Source organism: Streptomyces sp. NPDC002324, assembly GCF_053593335.1.
This window is the reverse complement of sequence record NZ_JBSFCF010000002.1, coordinates 276680-295642: the sequence shown is the minus strand read 5'-3', so window position 1 is coordinate 295642 and position 18963 is coordinate 276680. Positions and strand designations below refer to the sequence as shown.

At 71.1% G+C, this 18963-nt stretch carries 17 protein-coding genes and 1 pseudogene; 8 read left to right on the top strand and 10 right to left on the bottom strand.

Annotated features, from left to right (window positions below; all coding sequences use genetic code 11):
• Positions 1–23 precede the first annotated feature (23 nt).
• Together ACWCRJ_RS04335 and ACWCRJ_RS04330 are read left to right on the top strand one after the other, a co-directional pair.
• Positions 24–974, top strand: a complete 951-nt coding sequence (locus ACWCRJ_RS04335; RefSeq protein WP_450937833.1) for a ThiF family adenylyltransferase — start codon at positions 24–26, stop codon at positions 972–974.
• A 182-nt stretch (positions 975–1156) separates the two neighbouring features.
• Complete coding sequence (locus ACWCRJ_RS04330) at positions 1157–1522, top strand: IclR family transcriptional regulator domain-containing protein (RefSeq protein ID WP_450938153.1); 366 nt, start codon at positions 1157–1159, stop codon at positions 1520–1522.
• A gap of 2 nt (positions 1523–1524) precedes the next feature.
• On the opposite strand, the gene ACWCRJ_RS04325 is transcribed toward ACWCRJ_RS04330, so the two are convergent.
• The gene (locus ACWCRJ_RS04325; protein ID WP_450937832.1) at positions 1525–2328 is read right to left on the bottom strand and encodes a GntR family transcriptional regulator; all 804 of its coding nucleotides are present in this window, start codon (positions 2326–2328) and stop codon (positions 1525–1527) included.
• Between the two features lie 595 nt (positions 2329–2923).
• Between ACWCRJ_RS04325 and ACWCRJ_RS04320 the strand changes: the two genes are divergently transcribed.
• Positions 2924–3055 (top strand): hypothetical protein, encoded by a 132-nt coding sequence (locus ACWCRJ_RS04320; protein WP_450937831.1) that lies wholly within the window; start codon positions 2924–2926, stop codon positions 3053–3055.
• A gap of 70 nt (positions 3056–3125) precedes the next feature.
• Here ACWCRJ_RS04320 and ACWCRJ_RS04315 read toward each other — a convergent pair whose 3' ends face one another.
• Positions 3126–4010, bottom strand: a complete 885-nt coding sequence (locus ACWCRJ_RS04315; protein ID WP_450937830.1) for an ABC transporter substrate-binding protein — start codon at positions 4008–4010, stop codon at positions 3126–3128.
• Between the two features lie 72 nt (positions 4011–4082).
• Positions 4083–5000: a VOC family protein gene (locus tag ACWCRJ_RS04310; RefSeq protein ID WP_450937829.1), complete on the bottom strand. Its 918-nt coding sequence runs from the start codon at positions 4998–5000 to the stop codon at positions 4083–4085.
• 246 nt (positions 5001–5246) lie between these two features.
• On the opposite strand from ACWCRJ_RS04310, the gene ACWCRJ_RS04305 reads away from it, so the two are divergent.
• Both ACWCRJ_RS04305 and ACWCRJ_RS04300 read left to right on the top strand, forming a co-directional pair.
• The gene (locus ACWCRJ_RS04305) at positions 5247–6143 is read left to right on the top strand and encodes a fumarylacetoacetate hydrolase family protein (protein ID WP_450937828.1); all 897 of its coding nucleotides are present in this window, start codon (positions 5247–5249) and stop codon (positions 6141–6143) included.
• A complete protein-coding gene (locus tag ACWCRJ_RS04300; protein WP_450937827.1) occupies positions 6140–7255 on the top strand; it encodes an alcohol dehydrogenase catalytic domain-containing protein in 1116 nt (371 codons plus the stop codon). Before ACWCRJ_RS04305 ends, ACWCRJ_RS04300 begins: the two co-directional genes overlap by 4 nt.
• Before the next feature lie 91 nt (positions 7256–7346).
• On the opposite strand, the gene ACWCRJ_RS04295 is transcribed toward ACWCRJ_RS04300, so the two are convergent.
• Positions 7347–7964 (bottom strand): nuclear transport factor 2 family protein, encoded by a 618-nt coding sequence (locus ACWCRJ_RS04295; RefSeq protein WP_450937826.1) that lies wholly within the window; start codon positions 7962–7964, stop codon positions 7347–7349.
• Positions 7965–8113: 149 nt separating this feature from the next.
• Between ACWCRJ_RS04295 and ACWCRJ_RS04290 the strand changes: the two genes are divergently transcribed.
• The gene (locus ACWCRJ_RS04290) at positions 8114–9037 is read left to right on the top strand and encodes a LysR family transcriptional regulator (protein ID WP_450937825.1); all 924 of its coding nucleotides are present in this window, start codon (positions 8114–8116) and stop codon (positions 9035–9037) included.
• A gap of 73 nt (positions 9038–9110) precedes the next feature.
• Here ACWCRJ_RS04290 and ACWCRJ_RS04285 read toward each other — a convergent pair.
• From ACWCRJ_RS04285 to ACWCRJ_RS04270, 4 genes and pseudogenes are all read right to left on the bottom strand, one after another.
• Positions 9111–9335 (bottom strand): annotated as a pseudogene (locus ACWCRJ_RS04285) (ATP-binding protein); the annotation flags it as partial.
• 329 nt (positions 9336–9664) lie between these two features.
• Positions 9665–10885, bottom strand: coding sequence for an FAD-dependent monooxygenase (locus ACWCRJ_RS04280; protein WP_450937824.1), 1221 nt, complete (start codon positions 10883–10885; stop codon positions 9665–9667).
• The gene (locus ACWCRJ_RS04275) at positions 10885–11766 is read right to left on the bottom strand and encodes a dioxygenase family protein (protein ID WP_450938152.1); all 882 of its coding nucleotides are present in this window, start codon (positions 11764–11766) and stop codon (positions 10885–10887) included. Before ACWCRJ_RS04275 ends, ACWCRJ_RS04280 begins: the two co-directional genes overlap by 1 nt.
• Before the next feature lie 131 nt (positions 11767–11897).
• Entirely contained in the window at positions 11898–13025 is a 1128-nt protein-coding gene (locus ACWCRJ_RS04270) for a maleylacetate reductase (RefSeq protein WP_450938151.1), read from the bottom strand.
• A gap of 250 nt (positions 13026–13275) precedes the next feature.
• Here ACWCRJ_RS04270 and ACWCRJ_RS04265 point away from each other — a divergent pair, with 250 nt between their 5' ends.
• On the top strand, positions 13276–14124 hold the full coding sequence (locus ACWCRJ_RS04265) for an IclR family transcriptional regulator (protein WP_450938150.1): 849 nt from the start codon (positions 13276–13278) through the stop codon (positions 14122–14124).
• Positions 14125–14413: 289 nt separating this feature from the next.
• On the top strand, positions 14414–15799 hold the full coding sequence (locus ACWCRJ_RS04260) for an MFS transporter (RefSeq protein ID WP_450937823.1): 1386 nt from the start codon (positions 14414–14416) through the stop codon (positions 15797–15799).
• Between the two features lie 437 nt (positions 15800–16236).
• Here the strand turns inward: ACWCRJ_RS04260 and ACWCRJ_RS04255 are convergent, their stop codons facing one another.
• On the bottom strand, positions 16237–17721 hold the full coding sequence (locus ACWCRJ_RS04255; protein WP_450937822.1) for an aldehyde dehydrogenase family protein: 1485 nt from the start codon (positions 17719–17721) through the stop codon (positions 16237–16239).
• Positions 17722–17865: 144 nt separating this feature from the next.
• Positions 17866–18777 (bottom strand): SDR family NAD(P)-dependent oxidoreductase, encoded by a 912-nt coding sequence (locus ACWCRJ_RS04250; RefSeq protein ID WP_450937821.1) that lies wholly within the window; start codon positions 18775–18777, stop codon positions 17866–17868.
• Positions 18778–18963 lie beyond the last annotated feature (186 nt).

Genomic DNA, 18963 nt, shown 5'->3' with positions numbered 1-18963 from the left:
CTCGCTCTGAAGGAAGGCCAGGAATGGCTGACGGAATCGACCGCTACGTTCTCTCGCCTGCGGCGACCTGGTCCCGCGACGGCGACGAGTTGCGCGTTTTCTCCGACGAGGTACTGCTGGTCCGACGTTGCCCTGAATCGATGTTCGAATGGATCAAAGCGGTCTCCGATGATCCGGCCGGCCTCCCAGCGCCGAGCGGAAGCCGAGTGGACGCCATCGTGCGTACGCTTCTTCAGCTGCGCCTCGTAGTCGCGCCGTTCGACCGTTCGTGGCACTCGTCCGCTTGGCGGAACCAGGTCGAGTACTTCGCGGCCTTGGGCCTGGATGCCGGCATGGCACAGGATCGGTTGCGCGCGGCGCACGTGACCGTTCTCGGAGTCGGCGGCATCGGCGGCGCGGTGCTGGCTGAGATCGTGGGTGCGGGCGTGGGCGGGCTCACCCTCGTGGACGGCGACCGGGTCGCGCTGGAGAACTTGAACCGCCAGTATCTCTACAGGCGTTGTGACGTCGGACAGGCAAAGGTGGATGTGGCCCGCGAGTGGGTGCGTGAGCGCCTCCCTGAAGCGGAGCCGACCGCCGTCATGGAAACCATCACGACCAGCGAGGCGTTGATGCCGTACCTGCGCGAAGGTGGGTTCCTCGTTGTCGCGGCCGACCGTCCCGCATCGCTGCCGGAACTGTGCGCTCAAGCCTGCCTTGAGCGCGGAGCGTCGATGATCATGGGAGGCTGCGGCCTCCGAGTAGGGTCGAGCGGTCCGCTGATCCGGCCCGCCGATGTCCCGGCCTTCATCGCGTCGCGCCAAGATGCGAAGGTCACGGCCGGAGCCGCGACCACACCGATGGCGGCCTCGTTCGGCCCGGTGAATACGCTGGTGGGCGCAACGATGGGCCGTGATCTCATCTTCGGCATACTCGGTGTGAGCGCTCGAACGACTTCGCATCGCGTCGAGCTGCTGGGGACGGCTCTGACCTGAGCTTGATCTTTGACCTCAGGTCGTCGAACGAGTCTCGTACGCGGCGAGTCCCTCGGCAGGACGGCCGTCAGCCGCGAGCAGGTCCGCGCGCAGCTCGCCGGCCGGGTGACGGGCCGCTGTCTCGATCTCACTCGCCCGCTGGTCGGGGCTCGCGTACCTGGGAGTAGGAAGAGACCACCCACCTGATGGTGCTGGAGGGCAACCGCATCCGGTTCCTGGACGGGGTCGAAGGCGCGCAGGCGCTGCGCGTCAGCTTCCGCACCGGCCTCCTCCTGCCGGCCCACGCGACCTCGGGCGGAAAGGCTCTGCTCGCCGAGCTGCCACCGGAGCGCCTCCGGGCTCGCTACCGCAACAGCTCCCCGGGGGAGGGGGACCGTCCGCTGCCCCCGGGGCCGGGGCCGGCTGTCCGAACTGGCCCTGTCACTGCTCGCCGTGGCGCGGGACGTCGGCCGGGGATGGTGACCACCACGGGGGAAGATCCCGGGGCCCGACGGATCCCAGGGCCCGACGTGGACGTGACGAAATCCGTGGGGTTCCCGGGGCGTTGACGTCAGGACTGACCGTTGCCCGCCATCCCCAGGGCCGTCCGGGTGGCCGTGGGTTCGTACTCGGGGGCGATGTCCGCCAGGACGCTCAGCGCGGTGCGTGCCAGATGACGGGCGACCACGCGTGCGGCCTCGGCCGGGTCGCCCTTGCGCAGGGCCTCCAGGAGCGCTTCGTGTTCGGCGTACGCCTTGCCCCAGGTCGCGGGCGTGCCCAGCTGGGCAAGGCGGATGTAACGCTCGCTGTGCTCGCCGAGCGACGCGAGCATGCGCTGCAGGTGTGGCCCCACCGCCTGGGTGGCGATGCCGTGGAACTCGTGGTGCGCCGCGTGCCACTCGTCCGGGTGTTCGTCGACCGTCAGCCCCTGCATCCGCTTCAGGGCGTCACTCATGCCCTCGATGTCAGCGGTCGTGAACGACTTGGCCGTCATGCTGACGGCGAGCGTTTCGAGCATGATGCGGGCGCCGTAGACGGCGTCGAGGTCCTCGGGGTCCACCGCGCGCACCCGTGCTCGCTGATCGGGCCGTGCGTCGATGAGCCCCTCTTCCTGGAGCAGCCGGAACGCCTCGCGCATGGGCGTACGGCTGACACCCAGCTTCCGGGCCATCTCGGCCTGGAGCAGCACCGACCCCGGAGGCAACTCTCCGTTGAGGATCATCGCGCGCAGCCGGCCGTGGACGTCGAGAGCCAGGCGGCGCCCGCCCGCGGCACCCGCGGGGCTTCCGCCCGACGGCACGGACCGCGCCTGCCCGTCGCTCGCGCTGTCGGCCGGCTGCTGGTCCTCGGGGGACTCGTTTCTGCTCCTGCTCACGGAGGCAGTCTACCCAGGGTGTATGCAGACGATACGGTGGATCCACCCAACTCCGGTGTCTCGGTTCGCTCCGCCTGCTTCCGCCCGAGTAAGGACGACAGGTGACTGTATCCACCTGTGGGTTGCGGTCAGGACCTGGTCGCGCCGGCGGGGGCCTGATGACCGACCCCCGCTCCTGATCGCTCGCACACGACGGCAAGGCCCTGCCCCTCCGAGCCGACCGATGGCAAGGCCCCACGCCGCGGGTCGAGGATCTTGACGGGCTCGAGCCACTCGGCGAGGCACCCCGCCCGGGCGTCACGGCGGAGGCGCTGACGTGGGCCGGCCGGCGGTTCGCGGACGGTCGCCCTGAGTCCCTCCTCGTCCGCGAGGAAACACGGCGGCGGCACCCTCTTCGAGGGGGCGAGGCGTTGCCTGCATCGGCGGTACCGCCGGAGGGGCGGACGGACGGTGCGAGCCCGGCCATCGCCTCCCCGGGGGCGTTCTCGCGTCCGCACACGTCGCGGGGCGGAGAGCACCGGCTCGCCCTGGCGCCGCAGCGCCGGTACCGGTACAACCTCGAAGTCGTACAGCCCGATCCCTTGTCGTCTCCGACTTGTCGTCTCCGATGCAGGAACCGGTCAGCCGGGGCATCCGCCCTGCGGCGGGCGACACGGCCAGTCCCGAGTCCATGGCGCAGCCGCTGGTCGACAACGACCTTCGGGTCGGCGGTTCCGACATCCGGTAGTGCCGTGATCAGCGCGTCGGGCACGCGCTGAGGCCGAACCCGCCGGCGGCGACCGACGCGCCGCCGCGTCCTACGGGCCGATCAGGGACGTGAGAGGGCCTACGGGTCGCCGGTCGGGAGAGAAGCGGCGGCGCAGGTCGGCCACCGCCTCCATGCCGCGCGGGGTCACCTCGGGCGGCGTCGACAGGCCGGCGGGTCCCAGCAGGCCGGGGACCGCGGCCCGGACGGCGGCCTCGGGCAGGCCCTGCCGCAGCAGAGCGACCTCGATGCCCGGTCCGCCGGACGCCAGCAACTCCTCGGTGCTCCAGCGGCAGACCTCGGCATAGGCCCGGGTGTGCCACGCGGTGGCGGCCTCTCGTGGGGCGACCACGACGTTGGTGATGAGGTCGGGTGCGACCTGGAGGTGGCCGCCCACGCGCGGGAACCCCTGCTCGGCCGCCAGGACGTCGAACGGCGGGTGGAGTGTGGTCCCGTCCACGGCGTCCGTCGACAGGGCCTGGAACCGTTGCAACGTGCCCCCGACGGGGACGAGTTGGTCGTCGGTCACCGGAGAGTCGGCGACGTCGGCGAGCACGGCGCGCAGGACGAACGCGAAGGCACTGCGCGCGTTGTCGACCGCCCAGCGGTCCGTCGGCAGTGGTGCTCCGGGGCGCCGGTGCACGGCCAGTTCGCCCATGCCCTCGGCCCGCACGGCCACCGGATCCCGCTTCAGCAGCCCGCGCAGCAGGTGGTCGGGAGAGGTGTGCATGAGGTCGAAGTCGTCGTCGTTCCAGCCGGCCAGCTGCCGGTCGGAGGAGACGACCTGCACGAGGTTCACCTCCAGTCCTGCCTGCCGGAAGTACCCGGAGGCGAGGGCGTGATGGATGTGCACGGTGCCGGCGCCGGGGAAGACGCCCACGGTCAGGTGCCGGGTGGGCCCGCCGGGCGGGCGGAGCGCGCTCAGCAAGGGGGGCATGACGAACCTTCCTGCGGGGGATGGTCTATTTCTTCGTGCGGGAGATGGATCCGTCGCGTCGAGTGACGGCGGTCAGGAAGGCTTCTCCTCCTGGTTGGTGATGAAGTCGGCCGGCACTTCGGGGCTCCAGACGGCGGCCGGGAGGTCCTCCCAGTCGTTCGGCTGCCAGTTCTCGGTGATGCAGTCCATGTCACCGGAGTACTCGATCCAGCTGCCCCAGGGGTCCTGGATGTAGTGGAAGAGGTTCGAGCCGAGGGTGTGACGGCCCAGGCCCCAGCCCTTCGCATAGCCATCCGCGGCCATGTCCTGCGCGCCCCTGGCGATCTGGTCGATGTCGGACACCATCCAGCTGGAGTGGTGCAGGCCGGGGTGTTCCGCCGGGACGAAGCCGAAGACATGGTGGTCGCCGGGCCCCGAGTTCATGAACACGGGCCCGCCGACGATGCGGTCCGACAGGCGCAGCCCGAGTGTGCGGGTGTAGAAGGCCTCAGAGGCGCTCACATCCGTGCTGAAGATCAGCATGTGCCCGAGTCGCTGGGGTCGGGTCTTCTCGGTCGCGGTCAGCCAGCGGGCCCGGTCGATACGGCGGATTCGGTCGCCGACGTTGGCGTCCTGCGCGTCCGTGGTCCCGAACTCGCGCCAGGGGGCGATCCGCTCGTCACGGAGGTTGACCAGGTTGCCCTCGTGATCGCGGAACCAGAGCCCGCCGGGGACGTCGGCCGGGGGGTCCAGCAGTTTCAGGTCCAGGCCTTCCAGGTGGCGCTGCCACTCGGGCAGCGAGTCCGTGTCCACCGCGAACGCCACGTGGTGCAGCCGCTTGACCGGCCCCTCCGTCAGCACCGTCTGGTCCTGCTCCCGGCCGTCGCAGCGGATCACCACCGCGTTGCCGCGTTCCGCCGTCTGCAGCCCGAACGCGCTGTAGAAGTCCGCTCCCCTGTCGAGAGACGGGACCTGGAGTCCGTAGTGCAGGAGACCTTTGACACGCAACATGTGCACTCCTCATGGTTCTGGTGTACCGCGTCCCACACGGACACCGAGCTAAGTGTGTACACCTGACGAGCCTCACGTCCAGAGCTCCAGCCAGACTTTTCCCCCGATGCGCCCTACAGGTTCGCAATGTCCACGCCATGGACTCACTCCCGGACATCATTGCGCATCAGAGGGTGAACCCTTCCCCTTCCAATGTGTATGCACTATGGTGCTGCTGCTTCAGAGAGCCGCTTTGCCGGAGGAAACATGACACCGCCTGAATGGTCACTGGTGCAGTACCGGGTCGCCGACTCGGAGAAGGTCAGCGTCGGTGCGTACACCGACGAAACCGTGGTCCCGGGCCCGCCCGGGACGGAAGGCCTCACCCTGATGGAGGTGCTGGGCCGCTGGGACTCGCTCGCGCCGCTCTTGCGCCACTGGACACCGACGGCGTCCGACGCCGTCGTCGGCGCGCGACTCGCCCCGCCGCTGACGTATCCCGGCAAGGTGCTCTGCGCGGGCGCCAACTACTGGGACCACATCGCCGAGATGGGCTGCGAACGCCCCGATGAGCTGGGAGATCCGTTCTTCTTCCTCAAGCCGCCGACGACCACGGTGACGGGCCCGGGGGACGTGGTGCCGCTTCCCGCCTACCCGGGCGCACGCGTCGACTGGGAGGCCGAACTCGCCGTCGTCATCGGCCGCGGCGGCCGTGACCTCGCGCCCGGACAGGCCATGGAGCACGTGGCCGGCTACCTGGCGGCCAACGACATCTCCGCCCGGGACCGGATCAGATCCGACAAGCCGGTCGCCGAGCCGTTCACCTTCGACTGGGTCGGCCACAAGGGACAGGACGGCTTCTGCCCCCTCGGCCCCGGACTGGTGCCCTCCTGGCAGATCGCCGACCCCCAGAACCTGAGGATCCGGCTCAGCGTCAACGGCGTGCTGAAGCAGGACTCCTCCACCGCTCAGATGATGGTGAAGATCCCCGAGGTGATCGCGGCGGCCAGCCGTATCACCCGGCTGGAACCCGGAGACGTCATCCTCACCGGCACACCGGCGGGCTGTGGAGTACCGCGCGGGGAGTTCCTGGCCGCCGGAGACGACATAGTCATCGACATCGAACGGATCGGCCGCCTGGAGAACACGGTGGTGGCGTCATGAACGACACTCCTACGGCTTCCGAGCTCGGCTGGCCGCGAGTACTGCCCACACCCACCACCATGAAGGCGATGCTGTTCCGCCGGTTCGGAGGGCCCGACGTCCTGGAGCAGGCCATCGTGGACACACCACGCCCCGGTCCCGGAGAGGTCCTCGTCCAGGTCGCGGCCGTCGGTATCGGCCGACTGCTCGACCTCACCGCGCGTGCGGGCAACCACCCCTACGCCACGATCCACCCGCCCCACATCCTGGGCGCGGACCACGCGGGCACCGTCGCCGCCCTGGGCGAGGGCGTGGACTCCGTGCGGGTCGGCGATCGCGTGGCCGTCCTGCCCGGTGTCGCCTGCGGCACCTGCGCCTACTGCGCCGAAGGCCGTGAGGAGGTCTGCGACTCCCTGACCGTGATCGGCACCCATCGCCCCGGCGCCTACGCCCAGTACTGTGCGGTGCCGGCGCGCAACGTTCACCAGGTCCCGGACGGCATTCCGGCCGCGATGGCCGCCTCTCTCGCCCTCCTCGGCCCGGTCGCCGCCAACCAGATGACCCAGGCGGGACTGCGTCCCGGCCACTGGGTCCTCGTGCAGGGCGCCTCCTCCGCCCTCGGTTCCACCACGGCCGCCTACGCCCAGCACCTGGGCGCGAGAGTCATCTCGACCTCCCGGTCGCCGGAGAAACGCGCGGCCATGGCCGCGGCGGGCGCCGACCTCGTGCTCGACACCAACGCGCCGGACCTGGTGGAGCGGGTCAGGGAGGCGACGGGAGGTCGCGGCGTCGACATCGCCGTCGACAACCTCGGTGACCCGGCCGTCTGGGACGCCACCCTCGACTCGCTGACCCGCGGCGGTGCCGTGGTGACCTCGGGCGCCTTCCTCGGCGGCCAGGTCAAGATCGACCTGCGCAGGGTGTACTCCGACTGCCACCGCATCATCGGCGTCCGCACCGGCAATCCGGCCGCCGTGACGGAACTGTGGACCCAGGTGGAGAACGGCTTCCGTGCCGTCGTGGACCGTACGTTCCCCATCGCCCGCGTCGCCGACGCCCACCGTTACATGGAGGAGGACAACAGTCTCGGGCGCGTGGCGCTCGCCGTACGCCCCGAAGACTGGGACGCGTGACCTCTCGCAGCCGCACGACGCGGGGCGCCTGAACCGGACTCGCGCCCGGCAGGCGCCCTGCGGCACATCAGTGGGGCCTGCGCGGAGCGGTTCAGTGCGGATCGCCCGGGGCGCTGGACCCGGCCAGCCATGTGGCGCCCTCCTCGTAGAGGCGCCGCACGACCTCACCGGTCAGGCCCGGCAGCCCGGTCTTCACCGTGAACCCGGCCTTGGTCTGGAGGTAGCCGAGATGGCGGTAGCCGACGGGAAAGCGGTCCAGCAGCCGTCGGTCCAGGCTCAGTGTCGCGGACGGATCGACCACGTCGAGGCGGTCCTTCTCGTAGATCGGCTGCCGGCGCACGATCTTCCACGCGCCCTCGTGCCGCGCGCAGAAATCGTAGAACCGCCCGGTACAGACGACGTCGACCTCCACCCCGTCGACCTCGGCCCGCTGGTTGATGGTCATCTTGGTCTGGGCGACGGCGCGGTCACCGACCACGTCGGCGGTGTGACCGCCGAGGAAGTGCAGGATGCTGACGCCGTTCGCGAAGCCCTCCCTGCTGATCTCGATGAAGTCGGTCGCCGGGCCCTGGAACCACGTGGCCGTCATCCAGCCGTCGTCGGGGTGCCACACGGTGGCGAACCGCTCCCAGTCGCCGGCGTCGCGCCACAACGCCCAGTCCTCGGTGAGTCGACGCAACTCGCCCCTGTCCGACTCGATCGTCGGCATGCATTCCTCCGGTGTGCCGTAAGTCGATTTCCGTAAGAGAATCCGCAGCGATGAGTGCGAACTCCGGATTTCAGGGACGCTAGTACCACGCCGCCGATCAGTCGAATCACTGTTTCGCATGCGATACATGGACGAGGTGAATAACCGGAATGGAAAGCAGTCCTCGGCCGGCGAATACCGCGACCGGCCTGCATCGGATCGACCTCAATCTGCTCCCGCTGCTCGCCGCCCTCCTCGAACACCGCAGTGTCACCCGCGCCGCCCGGGCGGTCGGGCTGACGCAGCCGGCCATGAGCAACGCCCTGCAACGGCTGCGGCGCGCTCTCGGCGACGAACTCCTCGTCAGGGTCGGCCGCGAGTACGTCCTCACCGCGCGCGCCGGGGCGCTGGCCGGACCGGTGGGCCTGATCCTCGAGACCGCGAGCAGCCAGGTGCTGAGGCCCCCGACGTTCGATCCCGCGACCTCGGGCCGCGTCTTCCGCGTCGCCGCGACCGGTGCCACGGCCCTGCCCGTGCTCCCCGCCCTCGGCGCCAGGCTCGCCGCGAGCGCGCCGGGTGTCCGCCTGCACCTGGAACCGCCAGCCTCCCACCAGGCTCTCACCTGCGGCGATATGACGGCGGACGTGATGCTGCTACCGGACACCGTGCCGACCGCACTGCCGAGGGAGCGGCTCTACGACGAGAACTGGGTCCTGGTCGCGGACGCCGGCAACGACCGCATCGGCGCGACGCTCACCGTCGACGACCTCGCCCGGCTGCCACACGTGGTGTTCGAGTGGGAGGGAGAACGAGTCGGCGCGCAGCAGGTTCTCGCCCGGCTGATTCCCGATCTCCACGTCCGGTGCGTCGTCTGCGAGTTCCTGGTGATCCCCTCGATGGTGAGCGGCACCTCCATGATCGCGCTGCTGCCGCGACGACTGGCACGGCGACTGGCGGCCCAGCGCGGGCTCAGGGTGATGGAGCCACCGACCCCCCTGCCCTCGCTCGGCATCGACCTGGTGTGGAATCCGCGCACCACCGGTGACCCCGCGCGTACATGGCTTCGGGAACAGCTGATGCGGGCGGCGCATTAGCGAAGCGGTCGCCCGGCTTTCCGGAATTCTTGGTGTCGTCGCCCATCGCCGGAATTCGTCGCGCCGCCGCCGATCAGCTGGACGAATTCCTCCTGGAATCCGATGCGGGCGGCAGGTCCTGCTCCGTCCAGATGCACTTGCCGTCGCGGAGGTAACGGGCGCCCCAGCGTCGTGACATCGCGGCGACGAGTTGCAGACCGCGACCGCCCTCGTCGGTGTGGCCGGCGTGGCAGATACGGGGTGTGGTGAGGCTGCCGTCGTAGACCTCGCAGGTCAGGGAACGGCTGCGCAGCAGGCGGCCGACCCGTGGCACGATCGTGCCGGTGCACGACCGTGGCCAGGCCGGCCAGGCACGTCGTCGCCAGGGGGAGCATGAGCGCCAGCGCCTCCGAGCCGCGCGCTCCGCCCTCCCGGAGCTCTTCGCCCGTGGCCACCGGGGCGCCGGAGGACGACGACTCGGGCTGCTGCGTGCGGCTCATGGGCCGACCTTCTCAGCCGTCACCGCGCCTCCTGTCCCCCCGAGTCGGTCCGGCGAGGGCTGCGGTGGAGCCGACCTCACCGAACAATCTGACATATCAGAAGATTGACGGCAAGATTACCATTGCTGTTCGGATCAGCCGCACCGGATCAGCTGCCCGCGAGCACCTCCCGCACCGCTCGCTCTGCGTCGTGTCCGTAGATCCATCCGTTGTGGGCGAACGGATCCGCCGTCGAGAACGAGGCGTCCCTGGCCCGCTGTGCGGGACCGTCGGCGAGGTGGTTGCTCTCCGCCCGGCTCCGACTCATCCGCTGCACGCGGCTCGCGCGCGGGCGGCGTATGTCCTCGTAGCGGCGCAGCGCGGTGGTGGGATCGTCGGGGCGCTCGGCAAGGCAGCCTGCCAGGACGGCGGCGTCCTCCATCGCCTGCGCGGCCCCCTGGGCGAAGAACGGGAACATCGGGTGTGCGGCGTCGCCGAGCAGGGCGACCGGACCGTTCGTCCAGCGGGGCAGCGGATCGCGGTCGAGCAGCGCCCACCGCCCGGTGCGCTCCGCCGCCGCGAGCAGTGCCCGCAGTTCGCCGGACCAGCCGGCGAACTCGGCGCGCAGGTCCTCGATACGCCCCTCGGCCGACCAGGACTCCGTCGTCCAGTCGTGGGCCGGTCCGAACGCGACGATGTTGATCTGCGTGTTCGCCGAGATCGGATAGTGCACCAGGTGCCGGTCCGGGCCGAGCCACAGGGTCTGGACCGGGTGACGCGCGAACTCCGGCGCACTTTCGGCCGGCACGAGGCACCGCCAGGCACAGATGTTCGAGAACCGCGGCGCGCCCGCCTCGGTCACGTACTGTCCCACGGTGGTGTGGACGCCGTCGGCGCCCACGACCACGTCGGCGACCGTGCGTGTGCCGTCGGTGAACGTCAGCTCCACGCCCTCGTCCAGTCGGCGGAGGCTCGCGAGACGGGTGCCGAGCCGCAGCGCCGCTCCGGGGACCGCGGCCCGCACCGCGGCGAGGAGGTCGGCGCGGTGCGCGACGTAGCTGTGCTCGCCGAAGCGGCGTTCGCACTCGTCGCCGAGGTTCTGGGAGAACAGCACACGGCTGTCCTCCCAGCGCCGGAACTCCCAGCCGACCCGCAGCGGCACGGCGCGTTCACGGAAGCGGTCCAGCTGACCGAGGCTGCGCAGCAGCCGCACCGCGTTCGGGGAGACGACGAGGCCCGCGCCGACCTCGGTGAGGGCGGGCGCCTGTTCGTACACGGTCGCCTCGATGCCGGCCCGGTGGAGGAACGCCGCGGTGGCGAGGCCGCCGATTCCTGCGCCGACGACGGCCACGCGCGGGCCCGGGGTTCCTCTGTTGTCCTCGCTGCTCATCAGCGGCTCCTGCCGTGCGAAGGGACGCCTCGCTCCGCGGTGTCCGCGGGCGCGAGGACGATGTCGAAGCGGACACTCGACCAGGGCCGGCCCCCGACATCGCGGCCGTCGGGGGTGGGTGTGCCCGCGGGGTGCTCCACGAAGTCGTGGACGAGGGAGTCCTTGACGCCGAACACGGCGTCCGTGGCGAGGAGTTCGTCGCCCCGTACGAAGATGTGGGTGATCAGGGTGCGCATGCCCTCGGCGCGGACGTCGAAGTGCAGGTGCGAGGCGCGCATGGGGGAACGGCCCACGGCGGCGAGGAGCGCGCCGACCGGCCCGTCGTGCGGGATGGGATACGGGGTCGGGGTGATCGCCCAGAACCGGTAGGCGCCCGCCGCGTCGCTGAACAGGTGGCCCCGTGCCGCGGTGCGGTCGTCGTCGTACTGCACGTCGTAGAAGCCGTCCTCGTCGGCCTCCCACACCTCCATCCGGGCCCCTCGCACCGGTCTGCCGTCGGTGTCGGTGACGGTGCCCTCGACCCAGCACGGCTGTCCGGCGGCGCCGAAGGACATGTCTCCGCCCAGCGGGATCTCGGGCGAACCCTCGACGAAGAACGGTCCGAGCACGGTCGCCTCGGTCGCGTTCGCGTAGGCCTCGTTGTTGATCGCGATCGTCTGCATGGAAGCCCCGAGCACGTCCGACAGCAGGATGAACTCCTGCCGCTTGTCGTCGGTGATGTGACCGGCCGCGGTGAGGAACCCGATCGCGGCACCCCACTCGTCCTCGGTCACCCGCACCTCGCACAGGAAGGCGTGCAGGTGCCGGGTCAGGGCCTGCGTCACCTGCCGCAGCCGGGGGTCCTCGGCCGCCTCGAACGAGGCCACGACCTTGTCCACCAGAGCCTGTTCGCGTGCCCGCTGCTCGGCCGCCGTCCTGCTCCGCTCGGCCGCCGTCTTGTTCCGCTCGGCCGCTGTCTTGCTCCGCTCGGCCGCTGTCTTGTTCCGCTCGGCCGCTGTCTTGTTCCGCTCGTTCACCGTCGGCTCTCCTCGTACGACTCTGAAGGTTCGTCGGACTCTTCGGGCCCGTCGGACTCGGCGTTCGTCAGCCGTGGGTCCGCGCCCCGCCACGCCGCACGCAGCAGGCGCCGGACGTCCGCCGCCGTCACCGGCCGCGGATTGCCGTCCGGCACCGCGTCCAGGACGGCCCGCACGGCGTCGTCGACCGCGGCCTCCGTCACCCCGTAGTCGCGCAGCGCCCTCGGCGCGTCCACCTCGCGCCGGAGGCGCTCCAACCCATCGAGCGCCGATCCCGTACCGAACGCGGCGGCGATGCGCCGCTCGGCCTCCGGGGCGGCGGGTGCGTTGAACGCCAGGACGTGGGGCAGCACCACCGCGTGGGTCTGGGCGTGCGGCAGGTCGTGCATGCCGCCCAGCACATGGCAGATCTTGTGGTGCAGCCCCGAACCCGCCGACGAGAACGCCACCGCGGACAGGTACGTCCCGTACAGCGTCCGCTCGCGGCCCGGAAGGCCGGCCGGGTCGGCGACCACGGCGGGCAGGCCCGTCGCGAGCGCGCGGATCCCCTCCCCCGCCAGCGCCCGGTCGATCGGGTCGGCGCGGGGGCCCCACATCGCGTCGACGCAGTGCGCCAGCGCGTTCAGACCCGACGCGACGCTCAACGGCACCGGCAGGGACACGGTGAGGGCCGCGTCGTACACGACGGCGCGCGGCAGCACCCGTGCGTCGACGCCGGTGCGCTTGTGCGCCCGCTCGGTCAGACCCCACACGCTGGTGGCCTCCGAACCGGCGTACGTGGTGGGAACCGCGACGATCGGCAGTGCGCTGGTCAGCGCGATCGCCTTCGCCAAGCCCGTGGTGGAACCACCGCCGACACTGAGCAGCAGATCCGCCCCGTGGAGGGCGGCCGCGGCGCGAGCCCGTTCCGCCACGTCGACGGGTACGTGCATCACGACCTCGTCCCAGCGCAGCACGACCGGCAGACCGGCGGTGACCGTCCGCGCGAGCTCCGCCTCGGCGGTCGCCGCGATCACCATGATCCGCGAGGCGCCGAGCCGCTCCACCTCGGCCCGCACCGACGTCGCCGCCGTCCCCGAGCCGAAACGAACGCGCTGCGTCAGGTTCTCGTGCTCGAAGCGCAGCGACGATCCGTCCCGCGCCTCGGCTCGCGGCTCCGCACCCATCCCCGCCTCCGGCACCATGCCCGGCGCCGCCCGTGCATCGGCTCGGGTCTCGGCAGGTGTGCGGGACGGCGGCCCGGCGCCACGGCCGCCGTCGCCGCCCCGCGGCGTCTCGGTCTTGCGCATTGCTTGGACTCCCTTCGGCTGGAGGACTGGGAGGAGAGTCCGGGGCGGGGCCCACGGCGGTCAGTACGATGTCCGCTGAACGGACATCTTCCTGCCCGCGACCGGTTGCCGAACCGGAGAATGCCGCCGGAGCACGGCGCGGGGAAGGCCCGCCGTCACGGCGAAAGGACCTGCCACGGCCAACAGCAGCGACCGCGGCCGCACCGTCACCTCCAGGGCCCTGGCCATCCTGGACGCTTTCACCCCGGGCCGCCCCGAGCTGACGCTCGCCCAGCTCTGCCGTCTCACCGGCCTGCGCCATGCCACCGCGCATCGGCTGGTCGGCGAACTGGCGGCCTGGGGAGCGCTGGAACGCCTGCCCGGCGGCGCCTACGTCATCGGCCTGCGCCTGTGGGAGCTGGGCACACTGAACCCCCGGGGGCTCCCGTTGCGCGTCCGGGCGATGCCGATCATGGAGGACCTCCACGCCGCCACACGGCAGCACGTGCAACTGGCCGTCCTCGACGGGACCGACGCCCTGGTCGTCGAGCGGATCTCCGCGACGGGAGCGGTGCCGGTGGTGTCCAACGTCGGCGGCCGGCTGCCCCTGCACGCGTCCGCCGTCGGCCAGATGCTGCTGGCGCACGCGGGCGAGGAGTACTTCACCGCGGTCGTACGGGACGGCCTGCCCCGCCTCACACCGAGGACCGTCACCGATCCGGCCGTGCTGCGTCAGACGCTGGCGGAGTGCCGGAGGACCGGTGTCGCTGTCGTCCACGAGGAGATGAGCCCGGACGCCCATTCGGTGGCGGTGCCCGTCACCGACGCGAAGGGCCGCGTGGTGGCGGCCCTGTCCGTCGTGTGCGCCGACACCCGCACTCACCTGCTGGTCCCCGCTGTCGTGCTGGCCGGCCGCGGGATCTCACGCGGCCTCGGTGGGAGCGCCGCTCACTGAGCGGCGCCACCCCACCCGCCAATGTGCATACACAAGTAAACGTCAAGTCGCGCATAATGGGACTAAGTTTACGATTCTTCACACCATCGCACTCCAGACCTCTTTACAGCCCTGAAATAGTGTGCACACTTAGCGGTCAAGGCCGGCCGCAGGCGATGCAGCCGGGCCGGCGCCTCCAGAGCATCCGCGCATCAGCGCCGCGTGTTCCCGCGCCCCGAACGGACCCGCGGCCGCCGCGTTCCCGTGCCAGAGAGCCGCCCCCCGACACAGCCCAGTGAGAGGAACTGTCATGCAGGAAGAGAGCCGCGGAGGAAGTGGCGGCAATGCCACCTGGCCTCCAGTCACCTTGCTGGTCCTCGCGATCTGTGGATTCGCCATCGTCGCCGACGGATACGACGTGGTCATCTACGGCGCCGTCATCCCGTCCCTGCTTCATGAACACGGATGGGGTCTGACTCCCGCCGGTGCCGGTCTGATCGGTTCCTTCGCCCTGACCGGGATGCTCATCGGGGCCACGACCGTCGGTACGCTCACCGACATCCTGGGCCGACGCAGGATGCTGATCGGCTGTCTGACCTGGTTCTCGGTGATGACGGGCCTGTGCGCGACCGCGACCTCCCCCGAGGTGTTCGGCGCCTTCCGGTTCCTCGCGGGCCTCGGGCTCGGCGGCGTCCTGCCGACCGCCTCGGCCCTCAGCGGCGAATACTCACACCCGAGGGCCCGCAACCTGGTCTTCGCCATCATCTTCAGCGGCTTTCCCGTGGGCGGCATCATCGCGGCCTTCACCGGGATGTTCGTGATACCCCGCTACGGCTGGCAGGCGATGTTCCTGCTCGGCCTGCTCCCCCTCGTCCTGATCGTGCCCGTGGCACTGAGGTTCCTGCCCGAGTCCGTCTCCTTCCTGCGAGCCAAGGGCAGGCACGCCGAGGCGGAGAGGACGACCCGGCGCTGGAGCATCCCGCCACAGGACGCACGCGACGAGGCGGCGACGTCTCCGCAGGCGGCGAGCGCCACCGGGTCGGGGACCAGGTCGCCGGTGAAAGCCCTGCTCTCACGTGACTACCTCGTGGCGACCCTGTGCTTCCTGGTCATGTCGTGCCTGTGTCTGTTCATGATCTACGGATACAACACCTGGCTCCCGGAGATCATGCGCAGGGCCGGTTACTCCTCCGCTTCCGCGCTCGGCTTCCTGCTGATGTTCAACCTTGGTGCCGTCGTCGGCCAACTCCTCATCTCCCTGGCCGCCGACCGGCTCGGCTCGAAGCCCATCATCGTCACGACATGCCTGCTGGCAGGCGTCGCCGTGATCCTCCTCAGCCTGCGGTTGCCGACGGCGGTGCTGTACGCGGCCGTCGCGCTCGGGGGTGTGGGGGCCATGGGGACACAGACGTTCGTCCTCGCGTACGTCTCCAAGTACTACCCGGTACGGATGGGCGCCACGGCACTGGGCTGGGCACTGGGCTTCGGCCGCCTCGGCTCGATGCTCGCCCCGCCGTTGCTCGGGTTCATCATCGGGGCGGGACTGGCCTTCCAGTGGAACTTCTACGCCCTCGCGGTACCCGGCGTCATCGGTGCCGTACTGATCGGGCTCGTTCCCCGGGCCCCCGGCGAGGAGGCCCCCGCGGAGCCGGCGAGCGCGGAGGGAGCCATGCGCACCCTGCCGGAGCCGACCTGATCCGCACCCGACCCGCACCCGCGCCCAGGGCTGCCAGGCAGGTCGACCTGCCTGGCAGCCCTGCCCGGCGGCGACGGACCGGTACTCGTCGGCCGCACCCTCTACGTGGTCCAGCCGGCGCCCGGTCAGGTGGACGTGGCCCGGCTGAACCGGTCGGGAACGCGTGGCACCGCGATCCGTGTGATCAGGGGCGGTCGTTTCGACCGCCGACCAGGGCCGCCGTGTACCGGGACCGTCCGTACCTTCCCCACTCACGTCGCACCGCTCCGGTCCGGGATGCCGACACCCCGTACGACGCCGTCTCGGTGCCGCTCGTCCGACGGTCGGCCACCGCCTGACGGTCGGCCACCGGTTGGTCACCGCCGATTGTGAGCCGACCGTGCCCCGGCCGCCGGAGCGGTCCGGGGCACAGTCGGCAGGCGGACGGGAAGACGTGCTCAGCCGCCCGGCACTGTGACGGTGTGCGTCTCGGTGAAGGTGAGCAGGCCGTCCGGACCCATCTCGCGTCCGATGCCGCTCTGCCGGAAGCCGCCGAACGGGGCCCGGTCGTCGCACACGACGGCGTTGGCGTGGTTGATCCACGTGGTGCCGGTGCGCAACCGCTCCGCGAGGGCGGAGGCTCGGGCGGGGTCGGCGCTCCACACCGAGGAACACAGCCCCGACCAGTCGTTGTCGAGGTGAGCCACCACGGGATCGAGGTCGTCGAACGGCAGGATCGGCAATGCCGGCCCGAACTGCTCCTCGGTGACGATCCGCAGGCCGGGGTCGGGGTCGAGGACGAGTGCCGGACGCAGGAAGTGGCCACGCGAGGACGCGACGCCCGCGTCCAGCGTGCCCAGTTCGCGGATCTCGGTGCCTGCGTCGGCCGCCTCGGCCAGCATGGCGACCACCTTCTCGCGCTGGCCCGCGCTGTTGAGCGGGCCCAGGGTGGAGGCGGGGTCGGAGCCCGGGCCCACGCGGTGGGCGGCGAGGGCGGAGGTGAGCTTGTCGACGAGTTCGTCGTAGCGCGACCGGTGGACGTACACCCGCTTGACCGCCATGCACACCTGACCACTCGTCAGGAACGCGCCGTGTGTCAGGCGGCCGATGTGTTCTTCGTCCAGCGTGGCGTCGTCCAGGACGATCGCGGGGTCGTTGCCGCCGAGTTCCAGGGTGACCGAGGCGAGGCTCTGCGCGGCGGCGGCCATGATGTGCCTGCCGGCGGCGGTGCTGCCGGTGAACACGATCTTCCGCACCCGCGGATCGGTGAGCACCGGCTCCACCGCCTCGTTGCTGCCGGTCACGACATTGAGCACGCCGGCCGGAAGTCCCGCGGCGAACAGTTCCAGGGTGCGCACCATCGCCAGCGGCGCGGTGGGCGGGGGTTTGACCACTGCGGTGTTCCCGGCGAGCAGCGCGTAGGGCAGGCTCGCGCCCAGGATCGCGATCGGCCAGTTGAACGGCACGATGACGGTGACCACGCCCATGGGCAGCCGGTGAACCGTCGAGTTCAGCGGCGGGCCGTCGAGGTGCCGCACCTGGTCCAGGGTGTCGACCAGGTCGAGCGCCGCCCGCGTGCGTGCGACGAACACCCCCATCTCCACCTGGCTCTCGAAGGAGATCTTGCCGTTCTCGCGGGTCATCAGGGCCGCCCGTTCGGCCGCACTGGGGTCGAGCAGGCCGAGCGCCTCCTCCATGATCTCCGCCCGCCGCCGGGCGGGCGTGGCGGCCCAGCCGGGGAAGGCGGCGTCGGCGGCGGCGACCGCCGCGCGGGCGTGCTCCCGGGTCGCCGCGGCGGCGTACCCGACGATCCGGTCCGGGGCGGCGGGGTCGTGTACGGCCGTGTGGGCGTCGGTCTCGACGGTCTTGCCGTCGATGAGCAGCCCGGTCCGCACGGTGGCGGCCTGCGGTTGCTCCGATCTGGTACCGACCTCTTGGGACATGCGGCTCTCCTGACGGTTGATGGAGGCGCGGCCGACCGGCCGGCCGTGCCCCGGAGGGATCCGATCAGGCCCTCGGCCGGCCACGGTCCGGCCGATGGCGTGAGCATGCGGGCGTTCGAGGTGGTGCTCCGCGCGGCGCACGGGTCAGATGCTGCCGATGGCTCCGAGGTCGAGCGGGGTGGGCTGGAAGTCCTGCAACTGCCGCGCGTACGCGCCGGCGAACAGTTCGCTCACCGACTCGGCGCTCCAGCCTCCGGGGCGGAGCTGTTCGGACACCTCGCCGGGATGCGTCCACAGGGCGATGCGGTCACCTCCGGCGGCGATGGCCTGCCCGGTGACATGACCCGACTCCTTCGACGCCAGGTACACGATCACCGGGGCGACGTCGTCCGGCGAGCCCAGCCCCTGGCGGCGGGCTCCCTCGGGAACCGGCTCGCCCGCGTCCACCTTGGCCACGAGGTCGCCGACGCGCGGCATGGTCGCGACCATACGGGTCAGGGCGGTCGGTACGACGGCGTTGACGGTGACGTCGATCTTCCCGAGTTCGACGGCCCAGGTACGGGTCATCGCGACGATCGCGCCCTTGGCGGCCGAGTAGGCGGTCTGGCCGAAGCTGGCACGCTGTCCCGCGGGTGAGCCCACGAGGATGAGCCGGCCGCCGTCGCCCTGCTCGCGGAAGCGGGCCGCCGCGGCGCGACCGCAGGTGAAAGTGCCCCTCAGATGGCTGGTGACGACGAGGTCGAAGTCCTCGTCGGTGACGTTGCGCAAAGTCCTGTCCCGCAGCGCGCCGGCGTTGGTGATCATCACGTCGAGGCGGCCGAACTCGGCGACGGCCCGCTCGACCAGAGCGTCGGCGAACTCGGAGCTGCCGACCGCGCCGACCTGGGCGACGGCCGCGCCTCCCGCCGCGGTGATCGCGTCGACGGTTTCGGCGGCCACGTCGCCGTCGAGGTCGTTCACGACGACGGCGGTACCCGCTGCCGCCAGCGCACGGGCGTATGCCCGCCCGAGGCCGCGGCCCGCACCCGTGACGATGGCGACTCGGCCGTCGAGCATGTTGTCCTCCTGAGCAGGGGGTCGGCGTTTCCCCGAGCGTAGGTACGCTCCGGGCGCCGAAGGATCCGCCCGATGACCGTTTCGGCGGCCGTCCTGTGTCCTGCCGGGGCCGGGACATGTGTCGCGGTCGGAGGTGTCACTCATCCCGGTGGTCACCCACGGCGAGGCCGATCCGCGCCGCGCGGC

Coding starts and splice junctions, on each gene's coding strand:
- ACWCRJ_RS04335 (WP_450937833.1), top strand. CDS start 24: ATGGCTGACGGAATCGACCGCTACGTTCTCTCGCCTGCGGCGACCTGG.
- ACWCRJ_RS04315 (WP_450937830.1), bottom strand. CDS start 4,010: ATGCCCCCCTTGCTGAGCGCGCTCCGCCCGCCCGGCGGGCCCACCCGG.
- ACWCRJ_RS04310 (WP_450937829.1), bottom strand. CDS start 5,000: ATGTTGCGTGTCAAAGGTCTCCTGCACTACGGACTCCAGGTCCCGTCT.
- ACWCRJ_RS04305 (WP_450937828.1), top strand. CDS start 5,247: ATGACACCGCCTGAATGGTCACTGGTGCAGTACCGGGTCGCCGACTCG.
- ACWCRJ_RS04300 (WP_450937827.1), top strand. CDS start 6,140: ATGAACGACACTCCTACGGCTTCCGAGCTCGGCTGGCCGCGAGTACTG.
- ACWCRJ_RS04295 (WP_450937826.1), bottom strand. CDS start 7,964: ATGCCGACGATCGAGTCGGACAGGGGCGAGTTGCGTCGACTCACCGAG.
- ACWCRJ_RS04290 (WP_450937825.1), top strand. CDS start 8,114: ATGGAAAGCAGTCCTCGGCCGGCGAATACCGCGACCGGCCTGCATCGG.
- ACWCRJ_RS04280 (WP_450937824.1), bottom strand. CDS start 10,885: ATGAGCAGCGAGGACAACAGAGGAACCCCGGGCCCGCGCGTGGCCGTC.
- ACWCRJ_RS04260 (WP_450937823.1), top strand. CDS start 14,414: ATGCAGGAAGAGAGCCGCGGAGGAAGTGGCGGCAATGCCACCTGGCCT.
- ACWCRJ_RS04255 (WP_450937822.1), bottom strand. CDS start 17,721: ATGTCCCAAGAGGTCGGTACCAGATCGGAGCAACCGCAGGCCGCCACC.
- ACWCRJ_RS04250 (WP_450937821.1), bottom strand. CDS start 18,777: ATGCTCGACGGCCGAGTCGCCATCGTCACGGGTGCGGGCCGCGGCCTC.